Raw genomic sequence first — 19,104 nt, 5'->3', positions numbered from 1 at the left:
TCGGAGAACCCGGTCGCAGAACCCATCCGTGCGGTGTCATGACTTGTCTGTGCGAAACGCCCAGACGGTCTATGCGTTCACCTCGGCCCAGATGGTCTTCCCGCCGGTGAACTCGCGTGTGCCCCAGCACCGCGAGATCTGGGCGATCAACATCAGCCCACGGCCTCGCGAGTTGTTGATCCTCGACTGTCCCAGCCGTGGAAGCTCGGCCGGTGTGTGGTCGTCGACCTCCACCCGGACGAAGTCGGTGTGTCGTTGCACCCGCACGGCCCGGGGGCCTTCGGCGTGCTCGTACGCGTTGCTGGCGAGCTCCGTGCACACGAGGAGGACGTCGAGCCTGACGTCCTCGGACAGGTCCCTCAACAGAGTCCCGACCCACCCGCGCATGGCCGCGAGATCGGGCGGGCCCTCGGGCAGGGTGTGCACGGTCCTCGCTGAGGCGCTCATCACCTCGGGGGTGTCCATCTCATCCCACCTCGTTCGGTTCAAGCCCTCCTGGCTGCTCAAGACGGCCGTCAGGGTGCGAAATACCACCGTGCGTGCTACCCCAAACGCGTGGACGGTTATGGCTTCGACATCGCGCTGGTCGCGGTACTGGTTCTGCTCAACGCGGCTTTCGCTGGCAGTGAGATGGCGTTCGTGTCGCTGCGCGAAGGTCAGCTTCGCTCTCTGGAACGGGAGGGACATCATCGTCTCGTTCGGCTCGCACGTGATCCGAACAGGTATTTCGCGACCATCCAGATCGGCATCACGCTGTCGGGATTCCTCGCCTCCGCGACCGCCGCGGTCTCGCTGGCGGCACCGGTCGTGCCGCTGCTGAGCTTCCTGGGCGGCGCCGCGAACGGCGTCGCGATCGCGCTCGTCACCGTGGTGCTGACGTTCGTCACACTCGTGTTCGGCGAACTGGCGCCCAAGCGCCTCGCGATGCGGTACGCGGTCCGCTGGGCGAAGATCGTCGCCCGCGCGCTCGACATCCTCTCGACCGTGTCCCGGCCGGCCGTGTGGTTGCTGAGCAAGTCGACCGACGTCGTGGTGCGCGTCCTGGGCGGCGACCCGAACGCCGACGACGAGCAGATGTCGGCCGAGGAACTGCGTGATCTCGTTGAGGTGCAACAGCACCTGAACCAGGAGCAACGCACGATCATGACCGGCGCGCTGGAGATCCACGAACGGCGGCTGCGCGAGGTCCTGGTGCCGCGCAGGCAGGTCACGATCCTCGAATCAGGTTTGGACATCCCCACCGCGCGGGAAATCCTGGCGAGGTCCGGACATTCGCGGGCCCCGGTGACCAAGGACGGACACCTGGACGACGTGATCGGTGTCGTGCACCTGCGCGACCTGCTCGACGACACCGCGGTCCTCGCGGACGTGGCACGCGCCCCGATGGTGCTGCCGGACTCGGTACGGGTCACGGACGCGTTGCGGCGCATGAAGGCCGAGCACGAGCAGCTGGCACTGGTGGTGGACGAGCACGGCGCGGTCGAAGGGATCGTGACTCTGGAAGACCTGCTGGAGGAGATCGTCGGTGAGATCTACGACGAGACCGACTCCGACGTGGTAGCGGTCAAGGCCGAACCCGACGGGTCGATCGTGCTGCCCGGCACGTTCCCGATCCACGACCTGGTGGACGTCGGCGTCGAGCTGAGGGACGCGCCGCAGGGCCCGTACTCCACGGTCGCAGGACTGGTGCTGCTGCTTCTGGGCCGCATCCCGGAGGTCCCCGGTGACGTGGTGGAGGTCTCCGGCTGGAAGATCGAGGTTTGCGCCGTCGAGCACCACGCGATCACCAAGGTGAGGCTGAAGTCACAGCGGAAACCGCGGAATGAAGTGGACCTCTGAACCGTTACACACGAGTGCGGCCACATCGGCCGACACACCTGCCAACGGAAACGGGGGGATTTGTCGTGCCTGCAAATCTGAAGAACCGCGCGACCGGGGCGCAGGACGCGGACTCGGTCGGCCAGTACCTGCGCGACGTCGGTCGCACACCGCTGCTCACCGCGTCCGAGGAGGTCGACCTGTCCCGGCGCATCGAGGCCGGGGTCTACGCCGCCCACTTGCTCCAGACCGGAGACACGAAGCGCGACCCGCGGCACCTGCGCCGCATCGTCGCGCAGGGCGAGCGCGCCAAGGACCACATGATCCGCGCGAACCTGCGCCTGGTCGTGTCGGTCGCGAAGAAGCACTCCTTCCGCGGCCTGCCGTTCGGCGACGTGGTCCAGGAAGGCAACCTCGGCCTGATCCGCGCGGTCGAGAAGTTCGACTACGCCAAGGGCTACAAGTTCTCCACCTACGCCATGTGGTGGATCCGCCAGGCGATCGAACGCGGACTGGCCGAGCAGACCCGCACCGTGCGCCTGCCGGTGCACGTGGTCGAAGAGGTCAACAAGCTCAAGAAGATCGGGCAGAAGCTGTCCGCGGCGCTCGGCCGCGACGCCACGGTCGAGGAGATCGCCGCCGAGGCCAAGTGCGCGCCGCAGCGCGTCCAGGACCTGAGGGACGCGGCGCGCACGTGCGTGTCGCTGGAGACGCCGGTCGGAGACGAGGGCGACTCGGTGCTGGGCGACCTGATCCAGGACACCGACGGCGTGTCCGCCCCGGATCTGCTGGAGCAGCAGGAGTTCACCGAGGGCGTTCGCTCCCTTCTGGACGTCCTGCCCGCACGGCAGGGCCGCATCATGCGCCTGCGTTACGGACTGGAGGACGGGCGTTCCCGCACCCTGCAGGAGGTCGCGGAGGAGCTCGGCCTGACCCGCGAGCGCATCCGTCAGCTCGAGAAGCAGTCGCTCGCCCAGCTCAAGCAGTCGGGCGACCGGGACGATCTTTTCGCGCTCGCCGGCTGACAACCGTACGAAAGTCGCTTGTTCTACTGCTTGTCGCAACTAAAGACTCATCACGTCCGATAACGGACTAACGCTGTTCGCAACCGCGTGTGAGCGCATCTGTTGGGCCGTCGAGGGCCGGCCCCGCGTTCACACGCGGTTCCCTGCGAATGAGGAGCAGTGATGAGACAACGCACCCTGCGCACGCTCGGGGTGGCGGCAGTCGCCGTCGCCGGAACCGTGCTCGCGCTCCCACAGGCCGTGGCCGCACAGCCTGAGGGACCGATCGTCGCCGAAAGCGCGCCCAACGCCGTCCAGGACAGCTACATCGTGGTCCTGAGGGACAACGGCATGGCGCGCACCGAGGTCAGCGGCCGTGCCGACGGCCTCGCGTCCCGCTACGGGGCCAAGATCGGCTTCACCTACAAGGCCGCGTTCAAGGGCTTCTCGGCCACGCTGTCGAAGCAGCAGGCCAAGCGCCTCGCCGCGGACCCGGCCGTGGCCTACGTGGAGCAGGACCGGACCGTGCAGGTCCTGACCGACCAGCTCAACCCGCCGTCGTGGGGTCTCGACCGCGTCGACCAGGCGGACCTGCCGCTGGACAGCAAGTACAGCTACAGCACGGGCGCGGCGAACGTCACGGCGTACGTGATCGACACCGGCATCAACTACGACCACGCCGACTTCGGCGGGCGTGCGTCGTTCGGCTTCGACGCGTTCACCGACGGCCGCAACGGCAAGGACTGCCAGGGCCACGGCACGCACGTCTCCGGCACCGTCGGCGGCGCGACCTACGGCGTGGCGAAGAACGTCAAGCTCAAGGCCGTCCGCGTGCTCAACTGCGCCGGTGGCGGCTCCGTCGCGACCGAGGCGGCGGGCGTCGACTGGGTCACCGCGAACGCCGTCCTGCCCGCTGTCGCGAACATGAGCCTCTACACCGGCACGGCGAACGAGCCGAGCCGCGTGCTCGACGACGCCGTGCGCGCGTCGATCCGCGGTGGCGTCACGTACGTCGTGGCCGCGGGCAACTTCAACGACGACAGCTGCAAGTACTCGCCGCAGCGCGTCACCGAGACGATCAACGTCATGGCGACGGCCCGCACCGACGCCCGCGCGTCGTTCTCGTCCTACGGCACGTGCAGCGACCTGTTCGCTCCCGGCCAGGACATCGTCTCCGCCTCGTACAGCAACAACACCGGCACGGCCACGATGAGCGGCACGTCGATGGCGTCCCCGCACGTCGCGGGCGCGGCGGCGCTGTACCTCGCGGACAACCCGTCGAAGACCCCGGCCGAGGTGCACGCGGCGGTCCTCGCCCAGGCCACCCCGAACAAGGTCACGAACCCCGGCGCGAACTCCGCGAACCTGTTGCTGCGCACCAACACCGGCGGCGTTCCCGGTGTCTCGGTCACCAACCCGGGCAACCAGTCCACGGTCCTGAACGGCACGGCGAACCTGACGCTCTCGGCGTCCGGCGGCACCTCGCCGTACACGTGGTCGGCGACCGGCCTGCCGACCGGACTCTCGATCGGCTCCTCGTCCGGTGTCGTCACGGGCACGGCGACCGTGGCCGGCACGTACAACGTGACCGTCACGGCCACCGCGACCGCTGGCGGTTCGGGCAGCACGTCGTTCACCTGGACGGTCGGCTCGGCCACCTGTGCCCCGCAGACCAACGGCACGGACGTCGCGATCCCGGACAACACGACCGTGACGTCGACGGTCTCGTTCAGCGGCTGCACCGGCAACGCCTCGGCGAGCAGCAAGGTCGAGGTGCACATCAAGCACACCTACAAGGGTGACCTCCTGGTCGACCTGGTCGCGCCGGACGGTTCGGTCTACAACCTGCACAACCGTTCGGGTGGCAGCGCCGACAACATCGACCAGACCTACACGGTCAACCTGTCTTCCGAGACGCGCAACGGCACCTGGACTCTCCGGGTCCGTGACGCGGCCACGGTCGACACCGGCACCCTCGACACCTGGACGCTGACGCTCTAACACTGTTCGGAACGGCGTACATCGTGCCGATGGCACGATGTACGCCGTGAACGTCTCTGCGGTCCTGCGCACCCTCGCCCGGTTGAGCGCTGCCGAGCAACCGCAGAAGCTCCAGCTCGATTTGACCAAGTCGGCGGGCCTGCTGTGGCTGGGCGACCACGAGCCGTCGTGGCGGGCGATCACGCTGGTGCAGGAGGGCCCGCACTGGACGCCGGTGTCGTGGACCGCGCCCAAGCAGGCCCGCGCCGAGGTCGAACACCTGGCCGCGTACGACGCGCTGCACCAGGAGGACCGGTTGCTGCGGCTGGGCTGGGCGTTCCTCGCCGGGCCCGCACAGATCGGCGGGCAACGCCGCCGGGTCTGCCTGCCGCTGGTGTCCCGGCCGGTGCGGCTGCACCACGGACTGGGTCTCGGGTACGCCTATCACGTCGCCGGTGACGCCGGGGTCTTCCCGCTGATCGACGACTGGGCCAAGACCGCTGAGCGGGAGGCCGCGCTCGCGCCGACCGAGCAGTGGATCACGCAGACGTTGCGGCTGGCCGGGTTCGAGAACGTGCCGATCGTGCACGACGACCCGAAGAGCCTGATCTCCGGCACCGAACTCGTCGTCGCGATGGGAGCCGGGCTGCACGCGGGTGAGCCCGTCGTGAGCACCGAGCAGGGCACGGCGCTGTTCGACTGGTCGGGCAAGAAGGGCCTGGACGGGACGGCGTTCGCGGCGCTCTACGGGGCCGCGTCCGAACCGGACCACCACGACGAGCCGATCAGTTCGGCGTTGCCGTTGAGCCACAGCCAGATGCGCGCGGTCGAACACGCCCGCCGTGCGCGGATCACGGTCGTGGGCGGGCCTCCCGGCGCGGGCAAGACGCACACTCTCGCGGCGTTGGCGCTCGATGCCGTGGCCGCGGGGAAGTCCGTGCTTCTCGCGAGCCGCACGCGCAACGCGGCCGACGTGCTCGGTGGCGCGCTGCGCAAGGCAGGCGGGCCGGTACCGGTGCTGTTCGGCGACTCCGAACTGCGGCAGGAGATGGCGCGCGAACTGAGCGATGGACTCACCGCCACGAGCAATCCCGACCAGCTCGGCGAACTCGATCGCGTCCGGCGTGCAGCCGCCGCCGCTGTCGCCCGTGTCGAACGCACGGCCGGTGGCTCGCTCACCGATGAACAGCTGGCCGCGGAAGCCCGTAAGCACCAGGCGCTGATGCCGGCGCATCGGGCCGTGGCACCCGCAGCGTTCGAAGCGGGCGTTGATTTCGTTGCTCTGCACGGGCTCTTGCAGCCGCGCACGGGATTCCTCAGTGGACTGCGGACCGGTTGGGCGTTGCGGAAGGCGCGTGGGCTCGCCGGTGCGGCCGACGTCCCGGTCGAGGACCTCCGCGCCGCGATCGAGGCCGCCGAGCAGACCGCGGCCTCCGTCCGGATCGGCGCGAGCGGCGGTACGGCGTTCGGTGAGCTGCGGCCGTTGCTGGCCGAGCAGGACGTCGCCAGTCGCACCGCCACGGCCACCTGGCTCAAGGAGTACTCGGTCAGCCGCAGGGGAGCGGGTGCGCGCCGGGCGGTGGCCGCGCTGGCGAAGGCGTTGCGCTCCGGACGTGCCGCCCGGCGGCGCGGGCTGGCCGAGATCGACAGCGCGGACCTGGTGGCGGCACTGCCGTTGTGGGTCGGCACGCTGTCCGACGTGGAGGACATCCTCCCGCCCGTGCCCGGCATGTTCGACCTGGTGATCATCGACGAGGCCAGCCACGTCGACCAGCCGCTGGCCGCACCCGCGTTGCTGCGCGGCCGCGCCGCGGTGATCGGCGGCGACCCGCGCCAGCTGCGGCACGTGTCGTTCGTCAGCGACCAGGCGGTGCAGGCGGCGGTCGACGCCGAGGGCACGCAGGACCTCCGCGACCGGCTGGACGTGCCGAAGATGAGCCTGTTCGACGCGGGCGCGGCCACCGCGGGCGTGCACTGGCTCGACGAGCACCACCGCTGCGCCCCGCACCTGATCGGGTTCGCGGCGACCAGGTTCTACGACGGCAAGATCGCACTGCTGACCACCCACCCGTCGATCGCCGACGTCGACTGCATCGACACCGAACGCGTAGAAGGCGACCGCACCTCGAAGGGCGTCAACCAGGTCGAGGTGGACGCCGTGCTGGCCCACGTCCGCAAACGAGTCGCCGCAGGCGTGCGGTCCATCGGCGTCGTGACACCGTTCCGCGCGCAAGCCGACGCTCTGGAAGAAGCGCTGCTCTCAGAACTCACACTGGACGAGATCACCACCGGCGGCGTGCGCGTAGGCACCGTGCACGGCGTGCAGGGCAGCGAATTCGACGAGGTGGTGATCAGCCTCGCCGCAGACACGAAGCCGGGCGCGTGGCGCTTCGTGAACGACCGCAACCTCCTCGCCGTGCTGACCACCCGCGCGCGCCGCAAGGTGCACGTCATCACGTCGGCCCCCGAACCGCCCGGCCTGGTCGGCGAGTACCTGCGACACGCCGACGTCGCGCCGGAGGAGACCGCTGGTGTGGACCCCGAGGACGCCTGGACCTCGCGTCTTGCGCAGGAACTGCGGACCGCCGGGCTGACCGTGCGGACCGGGTATCCGGTGGGGCAGTGGCGCGTCGACCTGGTGGTGGGGGAGAAGGAGGACGCCGTCGCGGTCGAGACGCGTCCGCACCCTGGTGGGGTGCAGGCGCACCTCGCTCGCTGGCGTGCGCTCACGCATGCCGGGTGGCGGGTGCATGACGCGTTCGGCAGCCGGTTCGGGGATGACCCGGCTCGTGCGGCGGTGGAGTTGGCTCAGGAGCTGCCGAGACGAGACGTCTCGTCTCGGCAGTTCTGACTTTGAACTCGGTGAGCCGCTCGCCTGCACGCCAGCGCTTGAGCTGAGACGAGACGTCTCGTCTGGCCTGACTTTGAATCCGGCAAGCCACCCGCCACACGTCAGCGCCTGGACTGAGACGAGACGTCTCGTCTCGGCTGACCTGATTCCGGGCTTGCCTGGGCTGAGACGAGACGTCTCGCCTCAGCCCAAGCCCAGCACCTACCGGCGAGCAGGCTTGAACAACGGCTCAGCCGACGCCACCGACGGCAAGAACGGGTTCGGGTTCGCCGGGCACACCGTCCCAACGGCCGGCAACGTGCCGTTGAGCAGGTACGCGTTCGTGTGGTCGGTAGCGCACTTGCTCACCCCGTACGCCGTGTGTCCCCACCCCGCGTACGCCAGCAGACGGCTACCGGTGAGCTGACGGTTCACGGCCTGCGCACCGCGGAAGTCCGTGACGCCGTCGAAGTAGTTGCCCACCACCAGGACCGGCGCGTTCGTGCGGGTGCGCCACGGGCCGGTGAAGCGGTCGGGGTTCACCGGCCAGTTCGCACACGCCGCGTTGCCCCACCACCACGCCGGTCCGAACTCCGAACCCGCTGCGGCGTAACGGGAAGTCGACTGGTACGAGCGGAGGTCGCGCGGGAACTCGATGTCCGCGCACACGTTGCCGTTGTAAGCGTCGAAACCGTTGGCGTAATCCGGTTCCGCCGCAACGGAAAGCGTTCCCGAAAGCGTTCCCGAAGGCGTGCCGACGGCAGCGTCGGACAGCTGGTCGAACAGTGCGGCGGCGTCGGGCCAGTCGCTCGGCGAGTACATCGCGCCGAGCGCGGTGTTGATCACGGCGTCGTAGGTGAAGACCTGGTCGCCGAGCTGGATCGGCTTGGCGCGCACCGACTTCAGCAACGCGTCCCAGCGCTTCTCCGACTGCGGGCCGAAGACGCACGCGGCCTCGTCGCAGGTGCGCAGGAACTCGCGGAACTCCTCCTTGGTCGCGATCCGGTCCGAGTCGATCTGCCGGCCGCTCGACCACAGTTCGGGGTTCAGCACACCGTCGACGACGAGTGCGCGGATGTTGTTCGGGAACAGGTTCGCGTAGGTGGCGCCCAGGAACGAGCCGTACGAGAAGCCCAGGTAGCTGATCTTGCGGTCGCCCACCGCACGGCGCAGCAGGTCCATGTCCCGGGCGACGTCGGCGGTGCTCATGTGCCGGGTGATCCGCTGGTCGTCGCGGCACTCGAGGCCCAGGGACCGGTAGCGCTCGAAGAACGGCCGCTCCTGTGCCGTCTGGTACGGGAAGCCGGGGACGCCCTCGAAGAACTTCTCGAGGTCCGCCTCGGACTTGAAGCAGTGCAACGGGTCGGACCTGCCGATCCCGCGCGGGTCGAACCCGACGATGTCGAACCGGCCCTGCAGGTTCGCCGACAGGGTGTTGCCGGCACCGAGCGCGAAGTCCACGCCGGACCCGCCCGGCCCGCCGGGGTTGAGGAACAGCGACCCGATGCGGCGCGCGGAGTCCGTCGCGGGCTTGCGTGCCAGCGCGACGGTGGTCGTGGCGCCGCGCGGGTCGTCGTAGTCGAGCGGCACCTTCACGGAGGCGCACTCGAAGCCGGGGTGTTCGGGCCCGCAGGCGGCCCAGCCGATCCGGGGGACGGCGGCACTGCCCGTGGCCTGCACGGCGGGTGTGCCGGTGATCATGAGCGCGGCCGCGGCGGCCAGCACTGTGAGACGCATCGACAAGCTCCCCTCTTGTCCGCAGAGGGGCCATTCCTACCTGCTCGGAACGGGCGCCGTCGACCGCCGAAAGTCGTGACCGGGCGGCCGCGTCAGTCCGGTCGCCGATGCTTCTGGCGCACTCCTAGGTGGTCAGCGATCTGGTCGTGAATGGGCGTGCTCATCACGATCGGGCTCGTCGGCGGGGTTTGTGGTGATGCCGCGGATGTGTCCTGGTTGTCAGGCATGAGAGGAGCGTAGGGATGGTGGTTGACGCCTCAAGGACGCTGATCAAGGAATCACCACAGTCATACCCCAAGAGGTGAATCGGGTTCCCCCGATCTATACCCAGCGTGGGACCTCGGTCCTGGTACAGGACCCCCTGTGGGTGCCCCCGATGGAGTTAACCCGAATTGCCCAGCAACGTGGAATCTCAGCGGCCGGACGCGGGGTTTGCGTGATCTCGCGACGATGCTGAACGATCGGGTTCAAGGTCGGGCGAGCGTGGAGCGTGGACGATGGTCAGCGGCAAGCCGGGCATCGCCAAGCGGCAGCTCATCCTCCTCTCCGGCAGGGCCCACCCCGAACTGGCGGAGGCCGTGGCGAAGGACCTGGGTGTCGGCATCACCCCGCAGGCCGCCTACGACTTCGCGAACGGCGAGATCTTCGTCCGCTTCGAGGAGTCGGTGCGCGGCGCGGACGCGTTCGTCATGCAGAGCCACACCGCACCCGTCAACGACTGGTTGATGGAACAGTTGCTGATGGTCGACTCGCTGAAGCGGGCCTCGGCCAAGCGCATCACGGCCGTCGTGCCGTCGTACCCGTACGCCCGCCAGGACCGCAAGTACGCCGGCCGCGAGCCGGTGTCCGCCCGCCTGGTCGCGGACATGTTCAAGACCGCCGGCGCCGACCGGATCGTCACGGTCGACCTGCACACCGCGCAGGCCCAGGGCTTCTTCGACGGCCCGGTCGACCACCTGCACGCGATGTGGCTGCTCTGCGACCACGTCGGCAGCCGCTACCGGGGCGAGGACCTCACGATCGTCTCCCCGGACGCCGGTCGCACCAGGCTCGCCGAGAAGTGGGCCGACCTGCTCGGCGGCTGCCCGATCGCGTTCATCCACAAGACGCGCGACCCGTTGCGCCCCAACGAGATCTTGGCCAACCGCGTGGTCGGCGACGTCGAGGGCCGCACCTGCGTCGTGGTCGACGACATGATCGACACGGCGCTCACGAGCACGACGGCGGCGCGGCAGCTGCTGGAGCAGGGCGCGAAGGACGTGGTGCTGGTCGCGACGCACGGCGTGCTGTCCGGCGACGCCTACGACCGGCTCATCGCGAGCAAGGCGCGCGAGGTGATCCTCACCGACACGCTGCCGATCCCGCAGGAGAAGCGGTTCCCCGGCATGACGGTGCTGAGCATCGCGCCGCTGCTGGCGCGCGCGATCCAGGAGGTCTTCGAGGACGGTTCGGTGACGAGCCTCTTCGACGGCAACGCGTAGGGAAGCCCTCCGGCCCGTTCTGTGTTGCCATGAGACATGGGCGACATGCGAGTGGAGACCTCCGCGAAGCGGGTCCGTGCGTACTTCGGTGGCGAACTGGTCGCGGACACGACCGCGCCGCGCCTGGTGTGGGAGATCCCGTACTACCCGGCCTACTACCTGCCCCTGTCCTCCGTGCGCGCCGAGCTGAAGCCGACGGGGGAGACCAGGGATGGCGGTGTCGTGCACGACGTCGTCACCCCCGGTGGCACGGCTGAGGGTGCCGCGCTCACCTTTCCGGACTCGGAGGCGTTGCGGGACCTCGTCCGGTTCGACTTCGCGGCCATGGACGAGTGGCTGGAGGAGGACGAACCGATCTACGTCCACCCGCGCGACCCGTACAAGCGGGTCGACGTGCTGAGCAGCTCACGACACGTGCGGGTCGCGTTGGACGGCGTGACGCTGGCAGCGTCGGCGCAGCCGCGGATCCTGTTCGAGACGAGCCTTCCGCCGCGCTACTACCTGCCGTTGAGCGACGTCCGGTTCGATCTCCTCAGGCCGTCGCCGACGCAGTCGCAGTGCCCGTACAAGGGCACTGCCACGTACTGGTCGGTCGAGGTGAACGGCCGGGTCCACGACGACCTCGTGTGGATCTACCGGTCGCCGCTGCCGGAGAGCCAGAAGGTCGCCGGCATGGCCTGCTTCTACAGCGAGAAAGTCGATCTCTACGTCGACGGCGAGCTTCAGGAGAAACCGGAGACGCCCTGGTCGTAGCTACTGCGAGCGAGTCGTAGTTCACACACTGCAAACTTGCAGTGACTGCAAAACGATCCTGTACCCTTGCCTCGTGAACCAGCCGGGGGAGAGCCTGCGCGACCGCAAGAAGCGCCAGACGCGGGCCGCGCTCGAACGGGCGACCGTGCGTCTGGCCGCCGAACGGGGCTACGACCACGTCACCGTGGACGAGATCGCCGCCGAGGCCGACGTGTCGGTGCGCACGTTCTTCAACTACTTCGCGAGCAAGGACGAGGCGCTCATCGGCGCGGACCCCGAGGCGGGCCCGCGCATGGCCGAGCGGATCCTCGCCTTCCCCGACGCCGTCACGCCCTTCGAGGCGTACCGGCAGTCGGTGCTCGCGGAGATCACCGACGAGCTGAACAACGCCCGCGACCTGTGGTTGCTGCGCAAGGAAGTCCTGATGCAGCGGCCGGACCTGCTCGTCCGGGCGTTCGCCAACAGCGCCGAGTCCGAGCAGTTGCTCTCGAGCGCGGTGGGACAGCGGGCACAGCTGCCCGAGTCCCACCTGTACCCACGTCTGCTCGTCGCCGCCGGAAGTGCCGCGTTCCGTTGCGCGGTAACGCGATGGGCACTCGACGACAGCGTCGCGCTGGGTGAGCTCGTCAGCGAGGCGCTCGGGCTGTTCGGCACCGGCCTGGCTCACGTACCGAGTCGTCACGAAGGGGGATCATGAGCACCGAGGCAGAAGTGACACCAGTCCACAGCAAACGGGACGTAGTCCAGGCGCTGTGGGGCCTGATGATGGGCATGTTCGTGTCCATCCTGGCCAGCACCATCGTGTCGAACGCGCTGCCGCGGATCGTCGCCGACCTGAAGGGTTCGCAGTCGATCTTCGCGTGGATCGTGACGGCCGAGCTGCTCGCGATGACCGCGACCGTGCCGTTGTGGGGCAAGCTCGCCGACCTCTACAGCCGCAAGCTGCTGATCCAGGCGTCGCTGAGCCTGTTCGTCGTCGGCTCGCTGATCGCGGGCTTCTCGCAGAACGTCGAGATGCTCATCGTCAGCCGCGTCGTGCAGGGCCTCGGCGCCGGTGGCGTCACGGCGCTCGCGACGATCGTGATGGCCGCGATGATCCCGCCGCGTGAGCTCGGCAAGTACTCCGGCATGTTCGGCGCGGTCTTCGGCGTCGGCACGGTCGCGGGCCCGCTGATCGGCGGTCTCCTGGTCGACACGTCGTGGCTCGGCTGGCGCTGGTGCTTCTTCATCGGCATCCCGTTCACCCTCGCCGCGATCTACATGCTCCAGCGCACCCTGCACCTCCCGGTGGTGCGCAACGAGAAGACGAAGATCGACTACCTGGGCGCGTTCCTGATCGTGTCCGGTGTCTCGACGCTGCTGATCTGGTCGTCGCTCGCCGGCCAGAAGTTCGAGTGGGCGTCGGGCTGGACCGCGGGTCTCGTGTCGCTGGGCGTGCTGCTGCTCGTGGCCGCCGTCCGCGTCGAGGCGAAGGCGCACGACCCGATCGTGCCGCTGTCGATCTTCCGCAACCGCACCGTGTCGCTGGCGACCATCGCCAGTGCCCTGGTCGGCATCGCGATGTTCGGCGGCACGGTGTTCCTGTCGCAGTACTTCCAGCTCTCGCTCGGCAAGACGCCGACCCAGGCCGGTCTGCTGGGCCTGCCGCTGATCTTCGGCCTGCTGGTCTCGTCCACCGTGGCCGGTCAGCTGATCACGAAGTTCGGCAAGTGGAAGGCGTTCCTCGTCGCCGGTGGTGTGTTCATGGTCGGCGGCATGCTGCTGCTGTCCACGATCACCGCCACGACGACGGTGTTCATGGTGTCCGTGCACATGTTCGTGCTCGGCGTCGGCGTGGGCCTGATGATGCAGAACCTGGTGCTGGCGGCGCAGAACGACGTGCCGGCGAAGGACCTCGGCGCCACCACGTCCACCCTGACGTTCTTCCGCTCGCTGGGCGGCGCGATCGGCGTCTCGGCGCTGGGCGCGGTGCTGGCCAACAAGGTCTCGTCGCTCGCGTCCGAGAAGTTCGGCGCGATGGGCGGCGGCGACGCGGCCGGTCACCAGGTGCCGGACCTCTCGGTGCTGCCGCCGGAGCTGAAGGCCGTGATCGCCGACATCTACGCGACGGCGACCGCGGAGATCTTCCTGGTGGGCGCGCCGTTCGCGGTGCTCGCGTTGCTCGCGGTGCTGTTCATCAAGGAGAAGCCGCTCAAGGAGACGAGCGGTGACGACCGGCTGGCGGCGGAGATGGCCGCGGGTCACTGATCCGGTTACCTCGCCGAGCGGACCCCTGACTTTCGTCGGGGGTCCGCTCTGTCCTTCAGGTCGGGTCTCCCCGCGCGCCGATCCCTAACTTCTGTTCCATGATGCTCTGGGGTGCAGCACTCACGCTGCTGGTGTCCACGTACATGGGGGAGGCGTCGCTGCCCGGCGTCGCGGTCGCGATCACCAAGGGGGACCAGGTGATCTCGGTCCAGGGCTTCGGCCACGACTCGTCCGGCGCGCCGATCACCGAACACTCGAAGATGGCGATCGCGTCGGTCAGCAAGTCGTTCACCGCGCTCGCGGTCCGGCAGCTCGCGGACGCCGGGAGGATCGACCTCGACCGGCCGGTGTTCGACTCGCGCGTCACGCCGCGGCAGCTGCTCGCGCACAAGTCCGGGATCAGTGACCGGACGTTGCCGGAGAAGAGCCTGAAGCAGCCCGAAAACCCCGAAGGGGCCGTGGAACGGGCGCGCGAGGCGTTGCGGGACGCCGTGCCCGACGAGACGTTCCGCTACACCAACACGAACTACCACCTGCTCGCCCGGCTGGTCGAGCAGGCTTCGGGTGAGAACTTCAACGCCTACCTGAAGAAGCACGTGTTCGAGCCGCTCGACATGGACAACACCGTGGCTGTCGACGTCACGCCGAGGGATCTGCCGAAGGACTACCGCAAGGGGTACGGGTACGCCTACGGGTTCTCGGTGCCGCTGACCGAGCCCGACCGGTTCGTCACCGGCTCCGACGGGGTCGTCACGACCGGCGCCGACATGGCCAAGTGGCTGGCCGCGCAACCGGAGCTCCAGCCGCGCGACGGGATGGGCTGGGAGGCCGACCAGCAGGGACGGTTGCGGCACAGCGGGATCTGGTTCACGGGTACGGCCGGGCAGCTGCTGACGTCGTCCGGCCACGGCATCGCGGTCCTGTCCAACAGCGGGATCACGCTCGGCAACGAGGGCACGTACCTGCTGGAGAACGGGATCGCCGCGATCCTCGACGGTGACGAGCCCGAGGAGCCGGAGTCCTACCGGCTGCTGATCGACCTGGTGCTCGCCGGGCTCACGCTCCTGTCCGCCGGACTGGGGATTCGCGCGTGGCGGCGGCCCCGGAGGTTCCACAAGGCGTGGCAGGTGTTCAGGTTCGTGCCGCTGGGCGTGCTGCTGGCGTTGCCGGCGATGCTGGGACTCCTGTACGGCGGCGGGCGCGACATCACGTTCTTCCAACTGGCGCACTACTCGCTGCCGCTTGTGGTGTGGTTGGGCGTGTCCAGTGCGATGAACACGAGTCTGGCGGTCGTGAGGTGGGTGCGATGAGGGTCGTGGCGCTCGCGGGCTGTGTGGCCACGGCGTTCGGGCTGTCCTTCGTGATGGACAGGAACGTGCCGCCGTGGACGATCGTGGTGTGCGCCGGGTTGTTCGTCGCCGCCTTCCTGCTCGGACGGAGGATGGCGCCCGGCTGGCCCGCGATCATGTTCGCCGGGGCGGGCCTCATCGGGTTCACGCAGCTGATCGTCGTCGGCCTGGCGGTGGCGCTGCCGTGGTTCCTCGGGCGGCTCGCGGGGCAGCAGGCCGCACTGGCCGCGGCCGAGGTCGAGGCCGCTCACCTGCGGGAACGCACGCGGATCGCGCACGAGGTGCACGACACGCTAGGTCACGAACTCAGCCTGCTGGCGCTGCAGGCCGGCGCGCTCGAGATGACCCTGCCGCCCGAGCACCAGGCCGCCGCGGCCCAGCTCAGGGTGACGGCGTCCGACGCCACCGAACGGCTGTCCGCGCTGGTGTTCCTGCTGCGCGACGGCGAGCCACCCGCCATGGCCGACCTGCGGGACCTGGTCGACCGCGCGGTGGCCGCCGGGATGAGCGTGGAGTTCACAGTGGAGGGTGACATCCCGTCCACTGTGGAACGCACGGTGCATCGAGTCGTGCAGGAGGCGTTGACGAACGCGGCCAAGCACGCGCCCAAGTCCGTCGTGGAGGTGAAGGTGACGTCGGCGCAGGGCAGCACCGTGGTCGAGGTCGGCAACGAGGCGGGGCTGCGCCGGGGCGCGGGCAGCCGGCTGGGCCTGATCGCGTTGCGGGAACGGGTGCGGATCGCGGGCGGTACGCTCCGGGTCAGCCGCGGCGAGGGCAGGTTCGAGCTGGTCGCGACGGTGCCGCACGCGGGGGAGCTGTGATCCGGGTACTGCTCGCGGACGACGAGGTGCTGGTGCGTGCCGGGGTGCGCGCCATCCTCGGGTCAGACCCCGAACTCGAGGTCGTCGCGGAGGCGGCCGACGGGCGCGAGGCGATCGACCTCGCGTTGAAGCACCGGCCCGACGTCGTGCTGATGGACATCCGGATGCCGCGCCTCGACGGGCTGGAGGCGGCGCGTGAACTGGCGAAGCTCGGGTTCGGCGTCGCGATGCTGACGACGTTCAACGACGACGGCTACCTGGAACGGGCGCTCGACGGTGGCGCGCGCGGGTTCCTGCTGAAGTCCGGCGATCCGCGCGAGCTCATCGCGGGCGTGCACGCGCTGGCGTCCGGTGGCGCGTACCTGGCGCCGAAGGTGGCGGCCCGGATGATCACGCGGTTCCGCGGCGGGCGGGTCGGTCAGGCGCGGTCGCGGGTGGAGTCGCTGACCGCGCGGGAACGCGACGTGCTCGCGTTGCTGGGCCAGGGCCTGTCGAACGCGCAGATCGCCCGGCGCCTCGACCTGGTAGAGGGCACGGTGAAGGGGCACGTGAGCGCGATCCTGAGCCGCCTGGGCGCGGAGAACCGCGTCCAGGCGGCCATCGTGGCCCACGAAGCGGGCCTCTAGTGCCGCGGCTGGCAGCCTTTGCCCCGTATTCGGCGTTCAGACGGGTGTCTCGTGGTGCCGGCCCCGCGTCCTCATCCTGGTCGGCTGTGGGCGTGGGGCCGGTGCCGCGAGGCGCCCTGCTGAGCGTCGAAGACGCGGCGAAGGTTGCCAGTCGCGGCACTAGAAGGGGAAGTGGCCGTGCTGGCTGGCGATCGTCACCCAGCGGGTCGCGGAGAACGCCTCGATGCCCCACCGGCCACCGAACTTGCCGTAGCCGCTCGACTTCACGCCACCGAACGGCGCCTGCGGCTCGTCGTCCACCGTCTGGTTGCCGACGTGCACGATGCCGGTGCGGATGCGCTGAGCCAGACCGAGTCCTCGTCGTGAGTCCTCGGTGAGGATGCCCGCGGTGAGGCCGTGCTCGGTGTCGTTCGCGATGGCCACGGCCTCGTCGTCGTCCGCGACGGGCACCACGACGACGGCCGGGCCGAAGATCTCCTCCTGGAACACGCGCATCTGCGGCGTGACGCCGTCGAGCACGGTCGCGCCGCCGTCGCCGCCCGCCCGCACGGTGGCGCCGTTCGCGACCGCGTCCTCCACCAGCGCGGCGACCCGTGCCGCGGACCGCGGGTTGATCACCGGGCCGATCACGGTGCCGGGGTCGGCGGGGTCGCCGTGCGGCAGCGAACCGACCTTGGCGGCGAGCTTCGCGGTGAACTCCTCGGCCACGGACCGGTGCACCAGGATGCGGTCCGTCGACATGCAGATCTGGCCCGCGTTGTGGAAGGCGCCGAACGTCGCCGCGTCGACCGCGTGGTCGAGGTCGGCGTCGTCGAGCACCAGCAGCGAGTTCTTGCCGCCGAGCTCCAGCACGGCGGGCTTGAGGTGTTGTGCAGCAAGGGTTCCGACGATCCGGCCGACCTCGGTGGAGCCGGTGAAGTTCACGGCGCGCACGCGGGAGTCGGTGATCAGCGCCTCGGCCACCGCCGCGGCGTCCTCGGGAGCGTTCGTGACGACGTTGAGCACACCCGCCGGCAACCCGGCCTCGCGCAGCACGTCCGCGATGAACAGCCCGGCCGCGATCGGCGCGTCCTCACTGGGCTTGAGCACGACGGTGTTCCCGGCGGCGATCGGCGCGGCGACGGCACGCGTGCTCAGGATGACCGGCGCGTTCCACGGCGCGAACGCCGCGATCACGCCGAGCGGTTCCCGCACCGCCAGCGACAGCTGACCGGGCACCTCCGTCGTCAGCACCTCGCCGACGGGCTGGGTGACCGCCGCAGCGGCCTCCCGCAGGATGTTCGCCGCGAGCATGACGTTGAACCCGGCCCAGCCGCCGACACCGCCGACCTCGGCGGCCATCAGGGCGACCACCTCGGGTGTCCGGGACTCCAGCACGTCCGCGGCCCGCAGCAGGATCCCGCGCTTCACGGACGGCGACGTGGCCGCCCAACCGGCGAAGGCCTGGTCAGCCGCGTCGACTGCGCGCGCGACGTCCGCCGGGCCGGCCGCCGCCACGACGGCGTAGACCTCGCCGGTGAAGGGGTTGAGGTCGTCGGTGGTGCGGCCGTCCAGCGCGGGAACGCTGTCGCCGCCGATGAGGAGCTCACGCTTTTCGCTTGCCACGAGCAGGATCTAAGCCGCAGGCCGCCTGATCATCCAAGCCCGGCTTCCGGTGGATGGAAACTGGGCTCCAGCATCCGCGCGATGCCGCGTGCCGCCACCTGCAGTGCCGCGACCAGCCGGGCCCGCACGTTGCGCAGGTCGGGCACCACGATCCCGAGCGCTGCCACCACGTACCCGTCCACCTCGACCGGCACCCCGACGCTGCACGCCCCGAGCGTCATCTCCTCGAACGTCTGCGCGTACCCGTCCCGCCGGATCCGGTGCAGCTGGGCCCGCATCCGTCCGGGCTCGGTGACCGTGAACGCCGTGAGCCGCGTCAGCCCGTGCGTCAGCACCTCGTCCTGCACCTCCGCAGGCGCGTGCGCGAGCAACACCTTGCCCACCCCGGTCGCGTGCAACGGCAACCGGCTGCCCGTGGTGCTCACGATCGGCACGGACGCGTGCCCGGAGACCCGGTCGAGGTACAGGACCTCGGTCCCCTCCCGCACGGCCAGGTGCACCACGGCGCGGGTCGCCGCGTGGATGTCGTGCAGGAACGGCTCCGCGACCCGGCTGAGGTCGACCTCACCCGCCGCGAGCAGTCCGAGCCGCCAGATCCGCCGGCCGATCACGTACTCGCCGGAGTCGAGCCGCCGCACCGCGCCCCACTCCGCCAGCTCGGCGAGCAACCGGTGGGTGGTGCTGACCGGCAGGCCGCTGCGCCGCGCGATGCCGCTCAGGGTCTGGCGGCGGTGCCGGCTGTCGAAGGTGCCGAGCAGCGACAGCAGCTTGGAGGAGACGGTGGCGGCCACACCCGGATTCTGCACCGTGCGTTCCAGGTCAGCAGGGGCGGACGGCGCGGGGAAGGTCCGTC

Annotated in this window: 15 protein-coding genes; 11 read left to right on the top strand and 4 right to left on the bottom strand. The window is 69.7% G+C overall.

Features of this window, described 5'->3' with window-relative positions:
* Positions 1–69: 69 nt before the first annotated feature.
* Complete coding sequence (locus tag PV646_RS24585; protein WP_500344536.1) at positions 70–465, bottom strand: ATP-binding protein; 396 nt, start codon at positions 463–465, stop codon at positions 70–72.
* 90 nt (positions 466–555) lie between these two features.
* Here PV646_RS24585 and PV646_RS24580 point away from each other — a divergent pair, with 90 nt between their 5' ends.
* The 4 genes from PV646_RS24580 (at position 556) to PV646_RS24565 (ending at position 7,653) form a co-directional block, all read left to right on the top strand.
* A complete protein-coding gene (locus PV646_RS24580; protein ID WP_500344535.1) occupies positions 556–1,839 on the top strand; it encodes a hemolysin family protein in 1,284 nt (427 codons plus the stop codon).
* A 65-nt stretch (positions 1,840–1,904) separates the two neighbouring features.
* Positions 1,905–2,843: a sigma-70 family RNA polymerase sigma factor gene (locus PV646_RS24575; RefSeq protein ID WP_500344534.1), complete on the top strand. Its 939-nt coding sequence runs from the start codon at positions 1,905–1,907 to the stop codon at positions 2,841–2,843.
* Positions 2,844–3,005: 162 nt separating this feature from the next.
* On the top strand, positions 3,006–4,823 hold the full coding sequence (locus PV646_RS24570) for a S8 family peptidase (RefSeq protein WP_500344533.1): 1,818 nt from the start codon (positions 3,006–3,008) through the stop codon (positions 4,821–4,823).
* Positions 4,824–4,869: 46 nt separating this feature from the next.
* Positions 4,870–7,653, top strand: a complete 2,784-nt coding sequence (locus PV646_RS24565; RefSeq protein ID WP_500344532.1) for an AAA domain-containing protein — start codon at positions 4,870–4,872, stop codon at positions 7,651–7,653.
* A 201-nt stretch (positions 7,654–7,854) separates the two neighbouring features.
* On the opposite strand, the gene PV646_RS24560 is transcribed toward PV646_RS24565, so the two are convergent.
* Positions 7,855–9,369 carry an alpha/beta hydrolase gene (locus tag PV646_RS24560; protein WP_500344531.1) on the bottom strand — a complete coding sequence of 505 codons (1,515 nt, stop codon included), beginning with the start codon at positions 9,367–9,369 and terminating at the stop codon, positions 7,855–7,857.
* Between the two features lie 497 nt (positions 9,370–9,866).
* Between PV646_RS24560 and PV646_RS24555 the strand changes: the two genes are divergently transcribed.
* The 7 genes from PV646_RS24555 (at position 9,867) to PV646_RS24525 (ending at position 16,646) form a co-directional block, all read left to right on the top strand.
* A complete protein-coding gene (locus tag PV646_RS24555; RefSeq protein WP_500344530.1) occupies positions 9,867–10,850 on the top strand; it encodes a ribose-phosphate diphosphokinase in 984 nt (327 codons plus the stop codon).
* 36 nt (positions 10,851–10,886) lie between these two features.
* Entirely contained in the window at positions 10,887–11,603 is a 717-nt protein-coding gene (locus PV646_RS24550) for a DUF427 domain-containing protein (protein WP_500344529.1), read from the top strand.
* Positions 11,604–11,676: 73 nt separating this feature from the next.
* On the top strand, positions 11,677–12,300 hold the full coding sequence (locus tag PV646_RS24545) for a TetR/AcrR family transcriptional regulator (RefSeq protein ID WP_500344528.1): 624 nt from the start codon (positions 11,677–11,679) through the stop codon (positions 12,298–12,300).
* Positions 12,297–13,850 carry an MDR family MFS transporter gene (locus PV646_RS24540; RefSeq protein WP_500344527.1) on the top strand — a complete coding sequence of 518 codons (1,554 nt, stop codon included), beginning with the start codon at positions 12,297–12,299 and terminating at the stop codon, positions 13,848–13,850. The genes PV646_RS24545 and PV646_RS24540 overlap by 4 nt, the downstream gene beginning before the upstream one ends.
* Positions 13,851–13,948: 98 nt before the next feature.
* Positions 13,949–15,160: a serine hydrolase domain-containing protein gene (locus PV646_RS24535; RefSeq protein WP_500344526.1), complete on the top strand. Its 1,212-nt coding sequence runs from the start codon at positions 13,949–13,951 to the stop codon at positions 15,158–15,160.
* Positions 15,157–16,020, top strand: a complete 864-nt coding sequence (locus PV646_RS24530) for a sensor histidine kinase (protein WP_500344525.1) — start codon at positions 15,157–15,159, stop codon at positions 16,018–16,020. Before PV646_RS24535 ends, PV646_RS24530 begins: the two co-directional genes overlap by 4 nt.
* Positions 16,017–16,646 carry a response regulator gene (locus PV646_RS24525; protein WP_500344524.1) on the top strand — a complete coding sequence of 210 codons (630 nt, stop codon included), beginning with the start codon at positions 16,017–16,019 and terminating at the stop codon, positions 16,644–16,646. The genes PV646_RS24530 and PV646_RS24525 overlap by 4 nt, the downstream gene beginning before the upstream one ends.
* 159 nt (positions 16,647–16,805) lie before the next feature.
* Here PV646_RS24525 and PV646_RS24520 read toward each other — a convergent pair whose 3' ends face one another.
* Both PV646_RS24520 and PV646_RS24515 read right to left on the bottom strand, forming a co-directional pair.
* Entirely contained in the window at positions 16,806–18,251 is a 1,446-nt protein-coding gene (locus PV646_RS24520; RefSeq protein ID WP_500344523.1) for an aldehyde dehydrogenase family protein, read from the bottom strand.
* 29 nt (positions 18,252–18,280) lie between these two features.
* Positions 18,281–19,042 carry an IclR family transcriptional regulator gene (locus PV646_RS24515; protein WP_500344522.1) on the bottom strand — a complete coding sequence of 254 codons (762 nt, stop codon included), beginning with the start codon at positions 19,040–19,042 and terminating at the stop codon, positions 18,281–18,283.
* Positions 19,043–19,104 lie beyond the last annotated feature (62 nt).

The organism is Streptomyces sp. ID05-26A (assembly GCF_033794685.1).
In the GTDB taxonomy this organism is placed as follows: Bacteria; Actinomycetota; Actinomycetes; order Mycobacteriales; family Pseudonocardiaceae; genus Lentzea.
The sequence above is the reverse complement of the archived record's forward strand: the minus strand, read 5'-3'. Positions and strand labels throughout refer to the sequence as shown.

Bases quoted from the DNA above. Each gene is read 5' to 3' on its own strand.
- PV646_RS24585 (WP_500344536.1), bottom strand. From the start codon at position 465: ATGGACACCCCCGAGGTGATGAGCGCCTCAGCGAGGACCGTGCACACC.
- PV646_RS24560 (WP_500344531.1), bottom strand. From the start codon at position 9,369: ATGCGTCTCACAGTGCTGGCCGCCGCGGCCGCGCTCATGATCACCGGC.
- PV646_RS24555 (WP_500344530.1), top strand. From the start codon at position 9,867: ATGGTCAGCGGCAAGCCGGGCATCGCCAAGCGGCAGCTCATCCTCCTC.
- PV646_RS24530 (WP_500344525.1), top strand. From the start codon at position 15,157: ATGAGGGTCGTGGCGCTCGCGGGCTGTGTGGCCACGGCGTTCGGGCTG.
- PV646_RS24535 (WP_500344526.1), top strand. From the start codon at position 13,949: ATGATGCTCTGGGGTGCAGCACTCACGCTGCTGGTGTCCACGTACATG.
- PV646_RS24550 (WP_500344529.1), top strand. From the start codon at position 10,887: ATGGGCGACATGCGAGTGGAGACCTCCGCGAAGCGGGTCCGTGCGTAC.
- PV646_RS24540 (WP_500344527.1), top strand. From the start codon at position 12,297: ATGAGCACCGAGGCAGAAGTGACACCAGTCCACAGCAAACGGGACGTA.
- PV646_RS24570 (WP_500344533.1), top strand. From the start codon at position 3,006: ATGAGACAACGCACCCTGCGCACGCTCGGGGTGGCGGCAGTCGCCGTC.